The organism is Actinokineospora iranica (genome assembly GCF_900101685.1).
Lineage (GTDB): Bacteria > Actinomycetota > Actinomycetes > Mycobacteriales > Pseudonocardiaceae > Actinokineospora > Actinokineospora iranica.
Genome location: NZ_FMZZ01000008.1, coordinates 19,872 through 33,406, shown reverse-complemented (window position 1 = coordinate 33,406; position 13,535 = coordinate 19,872). Strand labels below are relative to the sequence as shown.

The 13,535-nt window shown below is 71.7% G+C and carries 12 protein-coding genes; 4 read left to right on the top strand and 8 right to left on the bottom strand.

The annotated features are described in order from the left end of the window. Positions 1 to 132: 132 nt before the first annotated feature. Positions 133 to 513: a bacteriophage spanin2 family protein gene (locus tag BLS56_RS17230; RefSeq protein WP_091451775.1), complete on the top strand. Its 381-nt coding sequence runs from the start codon at positions 133 to 135 to the stop codon at positions 511 to 513. Positions 514 to 586: 73 nt separating this feature from the next. Here the strand turns inward: BLS56_RS17230 and BLS56_RS17225 are convergent, their stop codons facing one another. The 3 genes from BLS56_RS17225 to BLS56_RS17215 all read right to left on the bottom strand — a co-directional run bounded on the left by BLS56_RS17225 (position 587) and on the right by BLS56_RS17215 (position 3,009). Next, positions 587 to 991, bottom strand: a complete 405-nt coding sequence (locus BLS56_RS17225) for an SsgA family sporulation/cell division regulator (RefSeq protein ID WP_091451771.1) — start codon at positions 989 to 991, stop codon at positions 587 to 589. Between the two features lie 158 nt (positions 992 to 1,149). After that, a complete protein-coding gene (locus BLS56_RS17220) occupies positions 1,150 to 1,965 on the bottom strand; it encodes an inositol monophosphatase family protein (protein ID WP_228771715.1) in 816 nt (271 codons plus the stop codon). Positions 1,966 to 2,025: 60 nt separating this feature from the next. Beyond that, complete coding sequence (locus BLS56_RS17215; protein ID WP_091451769.1) at positions 2,026 to 3,009, bottom strand: malate dehydrogenase; 984 nt, start codon at positions 3,007 to 3,009, stop codon at positions 2,026 to 2,028. 243 nt (positions 3,010 to 3,252) lie between these two features. On the opposite strand from BLS56_RS17215, the gene BLS56_RS17210 reads away from it, so the two are divergent. After that, on the top strand, positions 3,253 to 4,086 hold the full coding sequence (locus tag BLS56_RS17210) for a helix-turn-helix domain-containing protein (protein ID WP_175482892.1): 834 nt from the start codon (positions 3,253 to 3,255) through the stop codon (positions 4,084 to 4,086). 34 nt (positions 4,087 to 4,120) lie between these two features. On the opposite strand, the gene BLS56_RS17205 is transcribed toward BLS56_RS17210, so the two are convergent. Genes BLS56_RS17205 through BLS56_RS17190 form a run of 4 tightly spaced genes read right to left on the bottom strand, consistent with a single transcriptional unit; the run spans position 4,121 to position 7,209 of the window. Then, positions 4,121 to 4,423, bottom strand: a complete 303-nt coding sequence (locus tag BLS56_RS17205) for a DUF3017 domain-containing protein (RefSeq protein ID WP_228771714.1) — start codon at positions 4,421 to 4,423, stop codon at positions 4,121 to 4,123. Then, the gene (locus tag BLS56_RS17200; protein WP_175482891.1) at positions 4,420 to 5,274 is read right to left on the bottom strand and encodes a bifunctional methylenetetrahydrofolate dehydrogenase/methenyltetrahydrofolate cyclohydrolase; all 855 of its coding nucleotides are present in this window, start codon (positions 5,272 to 5,274) and stop codon (positions 4,420 to 4,422) included. The genes BLS56_RS17205 and BLS56_RS17200 overlap by 4 nt, the downstream gene beginning before the upstream one ends. 5 nt (positions 5,275 to 5,279) lie before the next feature. After that, a complete protein-coding gene (locus BLS56_RS17195; protein WP_091451761.1) occupies positions 5,280 to 6,221 on the bottom strand; it encodes a DMT family transporter in 942 nt (313 codons plus the stop codon). Position 6,222: 1 nt separating this feature from the next. Then, complete coding sequence (locus tag BLS56_RS17190; RefSeq protein WP_091451760.1) at positions 6,223 to 7,209, bottom strand: helix-turn-helix transcriptional regulator; 987 nt, start codon at positions 7,207 to 7,209, stop codon at positions 6,223 to 6,225. A 130-nt stretch (positions 7,210 to 7,339) separates the two neighbouring features. Between BLS56_RS17190 and BLS56_RS33040 the strand changes: the two genes are divergently transcribed. After that, positions 7,340 to 7,660: a TNT domain-containing protein gene (locus tag BLS56_RS33040; protein WP_091451757.1), complete on the top strand. Its 321-nt coding sequence runs from the start codon at positions 7,340 to 7,342 to the stop codon at positions 7,658 to 7,660. A gap of 26 nt (positions 7,661 to 7,686) precedes the next feature. Next, on the top strand, positions 7,687 to 12,939 hold the full coding sequence (locus BLS56_RS17180) for a glycohydrolase toxin TNT-related protein (protein ID WP_091451755.1): 5,253 nt from the start codon (positions 7,687 to 7,689) through the stop codon (positions 12,937 to 12,939). Here the strand turns inward: BLS56_RS17180 and BLS56_RS17175 are convergent. After that, a complete protein-coding gene (locus tag BLS56_RS17175; RefSeq protein WP_091451752.1) occupies positions 12,936 to 13,526 on the bottom strand; it encodes a pentapeptide repeat-containing protein in 591 nt (196 codons plus the stop codon). The two genes, BLS56_RS17180 and BLS56_RS17175, sit on opposite strands and share 4 nt — an antisense overlap. Between the last annotated feature and the right edge of the window lie 9 nt (positions 13,527 to 13,535).

The following is a 13,535-nucleotide window of genomic DNA, read 5'->3' as shown; positions in this document are numbered from 1 at the left end:
GTCGACAAGCACCGTCAGGCGCAAGCGTTTGCGGAGGTCACTGCCGTGCGTTCGTCTCCGGGTAGCGGTCTGGCTGGCCCGGCAAAACGGATAATCTGACACCCTCACCACTCCTCACCCCTTGGGGGCACGATGCGATCTCGGCTGGCGATCGTCCTGGCCGCGACGGCTTTGCTCGGCGGTCTCACCGCCTGTGACTCCGTCCGGGAGGCGACCAACGCGGCGAGCAACGCGACCGACAAGGCGAACATCTGCCTGGAGGCGCTCAAGCTCGCCAACTTCACCCCGAGCACGCAGGACGTGGAGCAGACCGCCGAGGACGCCAAGCGCACGGCGGACGAGCTCACCGCGCTGGCGGAGAAGACCACCGACGTGACGCTCCAGGACGCGATCAACGGAATGGCCGCCAAGGTGAACGAGTTGAGCGTGCCCAACCTCGACCCGACCGGCGTGACATCCTGGGCCAAGGACAAGATCGACGCGGTCAACGCGCTTTCGCAGGCTTGCCTCTAAACGTCCGGTAAGCACGACGACGGCCGCCTGCCCAGTCCGGACAGGCGGCCGCGTCAGTGCCCGCGCGCGGGCCTCAGACGTTGGTGATCTCCTCGATGAGGGCGTCGATGTCGAAGTAGTCGCCCTCGTTGCCCAGGGGCACCATGGCGACGGTGGTCGCCAGGAAGTTCTGGATCGCCTCGTAGTTCATCTCCAGCAGCGCGTGGCCGTCGGGCGACTCGATCTCCAGGTAGAGCGCCGCGCGCCCGTTGGCGAGATCGGGCAGCAGCCGCACGTCACCCTCGCCAGCGGGACCCGACAGCCCCGCGACCAACAGGTCCCGACCGAAGACCCACTCGACCCAGCGGTCCCGGTCGGTCTGGAAGGCCGCGGCGACCGTGTAGGGCTCGCTGGCGCGGTAGGTCCAGCGGGACTGCACCGGAGTGCTGCCGCCGTACAGCGAGATGAGCTGCTCGGAGTGCTCGGCGTCGATGTTCATCTCGTGGGCCTCCTATCCCGGAGTTCGCTCGTGGTGTTCGCGAACCGTCAGACATGAGAACGCGCTTCCTGCCGGTCCGTGATGCCATCTCGGCCAATATTCACGCTATCGGGGGATAAAGCACTCGAATGGGCCACACGTTCGGGCACCCGGCGGGGTCAACCCAGGATTGTCGCGGCCAGATCGTCGGCCAGCCGCGGGGTCGCGGCGGCGATGCCGGACCAGCGACGGGTCAGGTCGGGATCGAACTCCAGCGGACGGCCGCGGGCATCGATGACCGCGCCGCCCGCGGCCGGGACGGTGACCAGGGCGGCGGCCAGGTCGACGATGCGCAGCGTGTCCGAACCGGGGTCGGCGAAGGCGTCGATGGAGCCCTCGGCGACCAGGACCGCCTCCAGGCACGTCGTCCCGAAGACCCGCAGCCGCCCCGCCCGCTCGGCAACCCTGAGCCACGCGTCGCGTGCGGAGGGTTTCGGGCGCAACAGGTTCACCGTAGCGCCGTCCACAGTGGTGCGCCCGGTGGTGCGGTAAGGCGTCGGATGGCCCGCGCGCGCCCACCAGGACCGGCCGGTGTCGAGCCAGACCGTCACCGCCTCGCCGGCTATCGCGTCGCGGGCGAGCACACCGGCGAAACAGGACAGCGGCACGCCTGACGCGGCGTTGGCAGATCCGTCCAACGGGTCGACGATAAGCGTGGTCGCCGAGCCGTTGTCCACGAAACCGGCCTCTTCGGACAAGAGGTTGACCCGGTGCCGTTGTGCCGCCTCGGCTATCGCGTCCTCGACTAGTGCGTCTACTCGCATAGTGGGGGTGCCGTCAGCGCCCATGGCGATCTCTTCGGCTAGCTGCGGGCGGGTAAGCAGTCTGCGTGCGTCGCGGTAAGCGGTGCAGGCCGCTCGTGCGGCTGCTGCCAGGGCTGGGTGCACGCCTGCGGGGAGGTCGGGCTCGGGAATCGGCCACGGGATGAACGTCACCGCAGCACCGTAAGACAAAGGCCCTTACCGACGGATCGGTAAGGGCCTTTTGCGCGTGTCTTAGATCAGGCCGAGGGCCTTGACCGCGTCGCGCTCTTCGATCAGTTCGGCGACTGAGGCGTCGATGCGGGTGCGGGAGAAGTCGTTGATCTCCAGGCCCTGGACGATCTGGTATTCGCCGCCCTCGCAGGTGACCGGGAAGGACGAGATGATGCCCTCGGGCACGCCGTAGGAGCCGTCGGACGGGATGGCCATGGAGGTCCAGTCGCCCGCGGGGGTGCCCAGCACCCAGTCGTGGATGTGGTCGATGGCGGCGTTGGCCGCGGAGGCCGCCGAGGACGCGCCGCGGGCCTCGATGATGGCCGCGCCGCGCTTGGCGACGGTCGGGATGAAGGTGTCGGACAGCCACGCCTCGTCGTTGATGAGGTCGGCGGCGGACTTGCCGTTGACGTCGGTGTGGAAGACGTCCGGGTACTGGGTGGCCGAGTGGTTGCCCCAGATGGTGAGCTTCTTGATGTCCGCGACGGTCACGCCGAGCTTGGCCGCGAGCTGCGAGATCGCCCGGTTGTGGTCGAGGCGGGTCATCGCGGTGAAGCGGGCCGCCGGGACGTCGGGGGCGTGCCGCTGGGCGATGAGGGCGTTGGTGTTCGCCGGGTTGCCGACCACCAGGACGCGGATGTCGTCGGCCGCGCCCGCGTTGATCGCCTCGCCCTGCGGCTTGAAGATGCCGCCGTTGGCCTCAAGCAGGTCACCGCGCTCCATGCCCTTGGTGCGGGGGCGGGCGCCGACGAGCAGCGCGACGTTGGCGCCGTCGAAGGCCTTCTTGGCGTCGTCGGTCACATCGATGCCGCTCAGCAGCGGGAACGCGCAGTCGTCGAGTTCCATGGCGGTGCCCTCGGCGGCCTTGACGGCCTGCGGGATCTCCAGCAGCCGCAGGCGGACCTGGGTGTCGGGGCCCAGCAGCGCGCCGGAGGCGATGCGGAAGAGCAGGGCGTAACCGATTTGACCGGCTGCTCCGGTGACGGTGACGTTGACGGGTGCCACTTGGCAGATCCTCCCGAGACAGACGGATGAGTCGGCGGAGCGATCGCGTGGCAGTTCTGCCCTGTCAGCAGCGTCGCCCGGCACCGGGCAGGCTACCAAGCGCGAACCCCCGCGACCCCGGGCGGTGATCAGGGTCTCGACTCCTTCGGGTGGTTCTCCGCCGACAGACCCCTGAGCTGTCGGTATCCCGCGACGCGCACCGCGATCATGGCGCCGAACTGGCCATCAGGCGCGAGGGGAGCCATGACGCTGCACGCACCGGACACCACCGTCCGGCTCGAACTGCTCGGCGAGGAGCTGCGCAGGCACCGGGAGAGCGCGGGGCTGAGCCTGGCCGACGTGACGGCGAAGGTCGGGATCAGCACCTCGAAGCTGAGCCGGATGGAGAACGGCCGGAAACCGCAGAAGGTGGCCGACGTCGTCACTCTCCTGGCCATCTACGGCGTCACCGGCCACCTCCGCGACGACCTGCTGGCGCTGGCCCGTCACGCCGCCGAGCCCGCGGTGTGGCCGGACGACACCCCGGCGGGCCGGTTCGCCGCGCTGCGCATCCTGGAGTCGAAGGCGGACATGCTGGTCGACTACCAGGCGACTCTTGTGCCTGTCCTGCTGCAGACAGTCCCGTACGCCCAGGCTGTCGCCCGCGAGGTAGACATGGTTGACGACCAGTTGATAGAAGAGCGGACCACCGAACGAATCCGCCGCCAAGCGGTCTTGCGCGCTCTTACGCCGCCGCGTTATTTCGCCATCTTGAACGAAGCCGCGCTGCGGACCACGATCGGCGGCCGCGAGGTGATGCGCGGGCAGTTGCGCTACCTGGTCGAGGCAGGCCGCAAGACGAACGTGACGATCCGGGTGGTGCCCAGGCTGACGCACGGGCACCCCGGGCTGAACGGGTCGTTCCAGCGGATGCAGTTCCGCGGCCGCGGCGCGGTGGTCCTGCTGGAGAACCGCACGTCGAGCCTGTTCGTCGAGGACGCGACCGAGGTCAAGCTGTACGACCGGGTCGTGGTGGAACTGCTGAGCGTGGCCCTGGACGAGGACGCCTCCGCCGCGCTGATCGAGGCGATGACGTGACCGGTCGGCGAAGCCCGGTCACGTCTGCCGCTCCCTACCGGTTGAGCGGACCGCCTTCGATGGTCAGCGCCACCGCGATCACCAGCACGCCGAAAGCGCCGTAGAGCAGCACGTCCACGGCGCGGCTGCGGATCGCGATCAGGCCCGCCTGCTCGTCGCGGAGCAGCACCCGCAGACCCGCCGCCAGCAGCAGGGCCAGCCCGATCCAGACCGTGCCCTCCCGCCAGTAGTACTGCACGACACGCACCAGGCCGACCACGACGACGGTCATGACCAGGCCGAACGGCAGGTGCACCAGGGCCGGGTGCTTGCCGCCGCGCTGCGGGTTGACGCTCACGCCCGCAGGCTCCGCTCCGCCGCCTCGACCGTGTTGCGCAGGAGCATGGCGATGGTCATCGGCCCGACGCCGCCGGGCATGGGGGCCAGGTAGCCCGCCACTTCCCGCACGTCCGGGTGGACGTCGCCGACGAGGCCCGCGTCCGTGCGGGTGACGCCGACGTCCAGGACCGCGGCGCCTGGCTTGATCATGTCGGCGGTGACGAGGCCCGCGTTGCCCGCGGCCGCGACCACGATGTCGGCCCGGCGGACCTCGGCGGCGAGGTCCTTGGTGCCGGTGTGGCACAGGGTGACCGTGGCGTTCTCGCTGCGCCGGGTCAGCAGCAGCCCCAGGGGCCGCCCGACCGTCACGCCGCGCCCGACGACCGCGACATGGGCGCCCGCGATCGGGACCTCGTAGCGGCGCAGCAGCTCCACGATCCCGACCGGGGTGCACGGCAGCGGGCCGGAGTCGCCGAGGACCAGCTTGCCGAGGCTGACCGGGTGCAGGCCGTCGGAGTCCTTCTCCGGGGCGATGCGCTCCAGGGCGCGCCCCGGGTCGAGGTGGCCGGGCAGCGGGAGCTGGATCAGGTAGCCGGTGCAGTCGCGGTTGTCGTTCAGCTCGTCGATGACCGCGTGCAGCTCGGCCTGGGTGGTCTCGGCGGGCAGGTCGCGCCGGATCGAGTTCAGGCCGATCTTCTGGCAGAAGTTGTGCTTGCTGCGGACGTAGGCCTGCGAGCCGGGGTCGTCGCCGACCAGCACCGTCCCGAGCCCGGGAACGACCCCGCGCTCGGCGAGCGCGGCGACTCTGGCGCGCAGCTCGTCGAGGATGGCGTCGCGGGTGGCCTTGCCGTCAAGAATCGTCGCGGTCACGGGTCTCATCCTCTCACTCGCGCGGACCCACCTCCGCTGGGCACCGCCGCCGCACCGGCCGCGACCAGGGTCATGGCGACGCCGATCAGCGTGGTCGGCGCGACGCCGCCGCCGTGCGCGGGCGCGAGGAAGTCCAGGACGACCGACCCGGCCACCTGTCCGGCGATGACGCACAGGCTGACCATGAGCACGCCCGCGAATCGCACCGCGAAAACCGCCGTGCAGACCACGATCAACCCCAAGGCTCCTCCTGAGTACAGGAGAAGATCCGGTGGCAGCAAGGGAATCCCTCTTACCGCGACGTCTACCGCGCCGACTAAGAGCAAGACGACAGTGCCGACCGCGAAGTTGACTAACGTCGCGAAGACAACACTGTCGGTGGCAGCTCTTACCAGTCCGTTGGCAGCTTGGGCCCAGGCGACTGTCGCTCCCGTGAGAGCCGGAAGCAGCGCCAGCCACAGCAGCGACGGCGTGCCGAACTCGTCGGACACCGCGATGCCTACCGCGACGACGGCAAGCACCGCGCCCAGCGCGCGGCTGGGCGTGACCGGCCGCGCGTCCCCTGGCCCGAATCCGGCCCGGTCGATCAGCAGCCCGCACACGACCTGCCCGCCGACCCCGGCCACGGTGAACATCGCGACGCCGAGCACCGGCACGGTCAGCCCCTGCGTCGTGACGAACAGCGCACCGGCGACCCCGCCGAGGCACTGCCACGGCCGCAGCCGCCGGGTCCGGACCGCCGCGGCGAACCTCGGCGCGGCCGCCCGCCACGCCGGGACGGCCGCGACGGCGGCGACCACGATGGCCAGCCCGACCAGGAACGAGACCAGCGCCGCGAGGACCCCGTCGCCGAGCCGCTGCCCGAGCTGCCCGTTGATCCGGGCCTGCGCCGCCAGCGACACGCCGCCCAGCAGCGACAGCCCCGCGCCGAGCGCCCGGACGGGCACCTCAGATCCAGCGGTGTCGGACGGCGTGCACGGCGAGCTGGAACCGGGAGGTGGCGCCAGCGTGGTCCATCAGCCGCTGCAGGTGCCGGAACACCGTGCGCCTGCTGACGCCGAGCTGGCGGGCGATGGAGTCGTCGTTGGCGCCCGCCGCGAGCAGGCCGAGCAGCCGCTGCTCTATCGGCTGCACGGGAGACGGGGCACGCGCGCCGGCGTGCAAGGGGACCGCGAGCCGCCAAGAGGCCTCGAAAAGCCCGGTAAGCGCGGACAAGAGGCTGCTGGGACGCACGACCAACAGTGAACGGTTAACGTCCGCTTCGGCAACCGGTAGAGACACTGTGGCGAATTGCTGATCGACGATCGTCAGCTTTACCGGGACCTCGGGAAGCACCCGGGCCTGCTCCCCCGCCGCCACGCACGGCTGGATGTTCTGCGCGTAGCGGCCCGGGTCCTCGATGGACGCGCGGGCGTAGACGACCTTGTAGGTCACCTCGCCGCGGGCCAGCTGCTCGAGCTCGGCGTTGTTGACGTGCCCCTCGGTGAAGTACGGCGGGGAGTCGAGGCGGCGGATCTCCTTGCGCGCGCTCAGCTCCATCTGCTGGATGCGCTGCGCGATGGCGGTGCCGGTGACGACCTCGATCAGGTCGTCGGTGCGCTGCGGGGAGATCGCGCGGCGGAACGTGTCGTAGGCGTTGAGCGTGGCGACCCGGGCCTGCTCCAGCTCCGACTCGCGGCGGCGGCTGAGGATCTGCAGGCCGGACGCGGGCGGGACGGGCGTGATGGTCTTGCCGTCCGGGCCGCCGGTGCCGACCAGGCCCGCGTCGACCAGGGTGCGGACGGCCGCGCGCACGATGTCGACCGGCTCGGCCGAGCCGACCGCGATCTCCTCCACTGTGGACGGCCCGGTGCGCAGCAGGTACAGGTAGCTGCGGATCTCGTCGTCCGGCAGCCCGAGACGGGTCAGGTGCGGGGCGAGGTCGCCGTCGGACATCGTTCTCCTCCCGGTGAGCGCCTGGAAGGCTGGCACAGATGTGACGCTGACACAAACATCGCGCCCACTGCCACTGTGAGGAACGGCTGACGCGGGCGCGGGCGGGCGGCGCCGATCACGGTCGCCGCGCGTGACGGCCGTCCACGCGCGGCCCTGCCGGATAACACTCTTTCGCGCAAGGTCGCTTCGCCCCTGCGGACGGTCCCGCCCTTACCATGTGTACCGGGTGGCGCGGCCGCTTCCGACCCTGCGCGGAACGGCCGCCCCCTGGTTCGACCCACCCGGCGGCGGGACCGGGTACGCGCTGGCCAACCCGGTCGCGACCCCCTCGCCGGGGACCCGCCGCGGGAGACTCCCGCGGCCACCGCGACCGCCGCACCACCGACCGGATGATAACGGTCTGTCATTATCGCTGGCAGACGACCACCGCTCGATCCACCGTATGCCGTAGGCATCCCGGCAGGAGAAGATGTCACCGTGGCACAACCGACGCAGCTGAACCCGACCGAACAGGACGCCCTGGTCAAGCAGATCGGGCTGGCGTTGCTCCGGGCCGCACCGGCGGAGTGGGCCTCGGTGAGCGTCGAGTACAGAGCGCTCGGGCGGTACCGGGAAACCGCGGGCCGGGTCACGTTCCGGGATGAGACCGTCGCGGACTTCCCCGTCTCGCCGGACATCGCCATGCTGTTCTCCCGGCTGCGCGCCGGGATGTACCGGGAAGGCCGCGGCACCTGGTACAACGCGCGGTACCAACTGGATCACCCGTCGGCGTACAACCTCGAATACGACCGCGACGAGCCGCGGTGGATCACCCCGCCGCCACCGCCCGCCTACGCCGACGACCTGCGCACCTTCCCCCGCGACGAGGAGAACGTGCCGGACTGGCTGATCCGCCGCCTCGCCTCGCTCAAGCCGCCGTTCCGCATGGCCCGGATCTTCGACGGCCAGGCCCCAGGGGGCCGCCCCGCGATCAACCGCCCACCGCTGGACGAGACCGAGCGCGACGACCTGCAGCACTACCTCGACAGTGCCCCGGTCGTCCTGCCCGGTCGCGGCTTCGACACCGACCACCTGGACGAGGAAGGCCGCCTCGCCGTCCCCGTCGCCTTCCACACCGACGGCGCCTGGATCTGGCCCGCCGCGGTCAACTACTACCTGCGCGTGCACGGCGTGCCCCCGGAGCCGGACCTGGTGGACCACATCCGCCGCACCGACTTCACCGTCCCCGAGGTGGACGACAACTCCCGCGCCGCGGCGGCGGCCTTCGTCAGCCGCGGCCCCGCGCGCCCGCCCCGCCCCGGCGGCGTCCCCGCCGCGGGCGGCCTCGGCGGCCCGCCGCGCGCCGCGGCGGAAAGCCCGGCCGCGCCGCCGCGGACCCCGGACCCCGCCGAGCCCGCCCCGACCCCGCCCCGCGGGAACGACTACACCCAGCCACCCCAGCCGGAAACCCCCCGCGAATTCACCCCCGCCGAGCCCGCCCCGACCCCGCCCACCGGAAACAACTACACCCAGCCACCCCAGCCGGAAACCCCCCGCGAATTCACCCCCGCCGAGTCCACCCCAACTCCGCCCACCGGGAACGACTACACCCAGCCACCCCAGCCGGAAACCCCCCGCGAGTTCACCGGCGACCGCTGGTCCCCCAGCGGCGGCGCGGAGACCGGCAAGCCGGGCCCCTTCGGCACCAGCTTCGACGCCTTCGCCCCCGCCGAGGTGAACCTCGGCCACGAACCGGCCCGCCGCGAGCCCTCCGCGTTCGACACCCCGCCGCCCTGGTCCCGCACTCCCGCGGCCGAGTCAGCGGAATCCGCGTGGGCGTTCACCGAGACCCCAGCCCAGGACCCGGCGCAGGAGTCCCGCCAAACCGGCCGCCGCCGAGCCCCCGAGCCCACCCCGCCCGGCGACCAGTGGGTCCCCTCCTGGGCGTCGGCCGCCCGGCCCACCGAGGCCCCGGCAACGGCAGCCGAGGTCCCCCAGCCCGCCGCGGCGGCCGAGACGGACCTGTTCCAGCCCCAGGCGGACCAGGACAACCAGCCCACCTGGTCCCCCGCTGATCCTCCCGAGTCGGCCGACGAGCAGGCGGCGCCCGAACCCCACTTCGCCGACCTGATCGACGCCCCCCGCTTCGACCAGTCGGCGAACACCCCCCAACCAGACGCCACCGAGCCCCGGCGACCAGACGAGTCCCCCGCCGACCAGCCCGAGTCCGCGGAAACCGGCCGCACCACCCCACACCGGAACGACCACGCCGAGCCCCAGGAAACCGACCACCCCGACCCGGGACCCGCCTACGGCCAGCCCTCACCCTCAGGCGAGCAGGCTTTCGCCGCTGACCATCCGGCCGAGCCCGCGGAAGACCCCCACCTGGCCGGGCAACAGAACCTCACCAACCAACCCGAACCCACCTACGCCTACTCCCCACAGCCAAACGAACCGGCCTACGCCGACCACTTCCCCGACCACCCAGCCGAACCCGCGGCAGACCCGCGCTCGACCGGGCAACAGAACCTCACCAACCAACCCGAACCCACCTACGCCTACTCCCCACAGCCAAACGAACCGGCCTACGCCGACCACACCCCCGACCACCCAGCCGAACCCGCGGCAGACCCGCGCTTGGTTCGGCAACAGGACCTCACCGACCAGGCTGAACCCGCATTCGCCTACTCCCCGGGGACAGGCGAACCCCAGCCAGAAACCCCCCGGCCGGACTTCGCTGACGAGGACGCCGACCGCAGGCGCCAGGCCACTGAGCCCACCTTCGGCGACCAGCCGGAAGCGGCTCCGGACACCCACTTCGCGACCGCCCAGGCGGACCGGTTCGCCCCCCAGCCGCCGCAGGCCGACCTCGCCGCGGGCGCTCCCCAGTCGACCGACCCCCAACAGCACTTCGCCGACCCGGCCGACCACGCCTACGAGCGCGGGCCAGAAGCCGCCGACGACGCCCGCCACGCGGAGCAGGCTTACGGCTCCCACGTCGCTGACCAGTCCCCGTTCGCGGGCGGGTCGCACACAGCCCAGGCCGGATCGGCTTTCGCCGCCCGGTCCCGCGCCGTGGTGGATGCCCAGTCCACGGAGGAGTCCGACTCCCAGTTCGCCGACCAGGCGGCGGCCGGGTTCACCCAGCCGTCCCCTGCCGACGAATCCCAGGCCGTCCCTCAATCCCATCCGGCCGACGAACCGCGGTTCACCCCCCAGTCCCACGCAGACGGTGAGCCGCAGTTCGCCGACCAACCCCACCCCAGTGACGAACCGGGGCTCACCACCCAGCCCCACCCCACCGACGAACCAAGGTTCGCCAACCAACCACACCCCACTCACGAACCACAGCAGACCGACCAGCCCTACCTCACCGACGAACCGAGGTTCGCCGACCAGCCCCACTCCGAGGACGAATCCCGGTCGGCCACCCAACCCCACTCCACCGACGAACCACAGTTCGCCGACCGACCTCTCACCGGCGATCCGCGCTTCACCCCTCATCCGCAGGCAGGCGAATCCCAGTTCGCCCCGCACACCGAGGCCGGTCTCACCAACCCAGGCGGGTCCCACGCCGCCGACCAAGCCGACGCGCGATTCACCACCGACGACCAGTTCGCCGCCCAGGCGGAAGCCCCTCAGTCCGGCACCCGACACGCTGAACAGCCCCACCCAACGGGCGCTCAGTTCACCGACTCGACAGCCACCCGGTTCACCGAGCACGACACCGCCGACCTCGAATCCACCGAGCAGCCCAGGTCCCGGTTCACCGACCAGCCGCACTCAGCAGACGAGCAGTTCACAGCGGACCCCCTGTTCGCCGGTGACCGACAGCCCCAAGACCAGTCCCTGCCCGAGTTCGCCGACCAGCCCCACTCGGCCACCGGGACAGGCGAACAGTCTCACCACGCCAGTGCAGCGGACTACGTCGATCCCGAGTCAGGCGAGGAATCCCGTTCCCAGCAAGGGGATCACGCGCACTTCGCCGACCAGGCCGACTCGGCGGAAGAGTCGCGGTTCGGCCAGGCCGACCTCGTAGACGCCCAGGAGTCCGCGGGCCAGGTCGACGCCCAGGCCACCGACGAGTCCGGGCAGGCCCACGCGGCAGTCGACACGCGGTACGCCGACCCGGCGGACGAGCCACAGCCCGCCGACCACGCCGACGCCCCGGTCGCGAGCCACCCGGCCGCCGATCAGGTCGCGGACCAAGGCACGCAGTCCACCGATGGTCAGCGGTTCGCCGACACGGGGTTCGGCGACGAGGCCCAGGAGTCGCCCCGCACGCAGGACCGTCACGTCGACAACCAGGTGGGCATCCCCGACGCGGACGCGTCCTCGGACCCCGGCTTCACCGACCAAACCGGGCAAGCGCAACCGGCGAGCGAGCCGCACGGCACGCAGGCAGCCGACGAGGCAGGCCTCACCGAGACCGCTGGCGTCTCCCCTGAGCAGCGGCCGACCGATGAAGCCCGGCTCACCGAAGGCGCGGCCGCGGACGAGGCCCAGTCCAACGATCAGGCCGAGTTGGCGCACCAGCAGCACGTCGCCGAGCAGGCCGAGGCGAGCGCGCGGCCGGGGTGGCGGCAGGGCGAGTCCGAACGCGACACGGTTCCCGTGCGGCGCAACGGGTCCGAGGTCCCGACAGCGGCAGGCGTCCCGATGGGCGACGCCAAGGCCCAGGATTCGCGGTCCACAAAAGACAATCACGTATCCGAAAAGGACAGTCGCGCCAACCGGCAGCCTGCCGGAAGCTGGTCCGCCGAAGTGCCGCCTGCCGCGTTGCCCGAGCAGGGGTCGCCCGCGGCGACCGTCGAGCGGGCGCGGACCCGGTTGACCGAATTGGGAATCGGCGAGTCCCGGTACCGGATCGGGACGCCGGGGGCGGCGGCGTGGACCATGGAGCAGACCGGCGAGGGCTGGCGGGTCGGCTGGTTCGACCAGGGCTTCGTGGCGCCGACGGTGTTCGCGGACGTGGCCGACGCCGCGGCGTTCCTGGTCGGGAAGGTCCTGTTGGACTCGGGGGCGCGCGGCGCCCCGGTCGACCCGGGGCCCGCGACCGTGCAGGCGTCGCCTGCCGATCTCGAAGACGACGACGATGACGAGTACGACTACCGGGCGCGCAGGCAGGTGCGGCCCACACCCGGCGAAGACCTGTTCCAGCCGTCCCGGCCCGAGAAAGAGGACCTGTTCACCCCGGCCGAGGCGAAGCCGTTCGCGTTCGGCGGTCGGGGCGCCGCACCGGAGCCTGCGCCTGCCGCCGCCGCGCCCGCCGCGGTGTTCGACGACGAGGACGACGACGAGGACGACTTCGTCCCACGCAGGCCCGAGCCTCGGCCAACGCCACGCGCCGAGGCCCGCGGGCCGGAGCCGTCGCTGACCCCGCGCAGGCCCCAGGACTGGCCGATCCAGCCACGGCCTGGTGAGCCGCCGCTGACCCTGTTCCGCGGCAAGCGACTGCTGGAACTGGCCCCAGGCACCGAGATCGACCGCTACGGCGAGCCCGGCGGCAACCTCACCTACGCCGCGGGCACCCCGTTCGAGCGACGCTCGTTGGTCCCGGACTGGGTGAATCGGCCCTACCGCGCGTACCGGGTGGTCAAGCCGACCGAGGCGCTGACCGGGGTCGCGATTCCGTGGTTCGAGCAGCCCGGCGGCGGCACCGCGTACCTGTTGGCCCGCTCGATCGTGGAGTTGCTGGACGCGGGCGTCCTCGTGGAGGTCAACGACCGGGAAGCGCCCACCCGGCCCTAACCGGCGTCGATCACCAGGCCGTGCGCGGCGGCGAATGCCACGGCCGTGTCAAGGTCGACGCGCGCGCCACGCAGCGTGGCCTGGACGAGGCCGTCGGCGTCGATCCGCGCCCCGCGCAGGTCGGCGCCGAGCAGGTTGGTGCCGCGGAGGCGGGCGCCGGACAGGTCCGCCTCCCGCAAGTCGGTTTCCCGCAAGTCGGCCTCGGTGAGGTTCGCCTCGCGAAACCGGAGTCCGGCGAGCGTGGCCTTGCGCAGCGCGGCGCCGGACAGGCCGACCAGGGTCAGGTCGCTGTCGCGCACCGTCCACGGGCGCAGCCTGCAGTCGAGGAACGTGGACCCGATCAGGCTGCACCCGATGAACTCGCTCTCGGTGAGCGTGGTCCGGTCGAACGAGCAGGAGCGGAACGCCGTCGACCTGTGTTTCGACTCGCCGAGGTCGGCGCGGGCGAACTCGCACCGGGTGAAGGTGCAGCCGCTGGTCACCAGGCCGCGCATGTCCGCGTCGGTGAAGTCGCAGTCGGTGAAGTGCCGCTGCTCCCAGTGCTGGCCATGCAGGTCGGTGTCGCTGTAGTCCTCGCCGGTCTCCACCCGCCCAGA

Bases quoted from the DNA above. Each gene is read 5' to 3' on its own strand.
- BLS56_RS17230 (WP_091451775.1), top strand. From the start codon at position 133: ATGCGATCTCGGCTGGCGATCGTCCTGGCCGCGACGGCTTTGCTCGGC.
- BLS56_RS17225 (WP_091451771.1), bottom strand. From the start codon at position 991: ATGAACATCGACGCCGAGCACTCCGAGCAGCTCATCTCGCTGTACGGC.
- BLS56_RS17210 (WP_175482892.1), top strand. From the start codon at position 3,253: ATGACGCTGCACGCACCGGACACCACCGTCCGGCTCGAACTGCTCGGC.
- BLS56_RS17190 (WP_091451760.1), bottom strand. From the start codon at position 7,209: ATGTCCGACGGCGACCTCGCCCCGCACCTGACCCGTCTCGGGCTGCCG.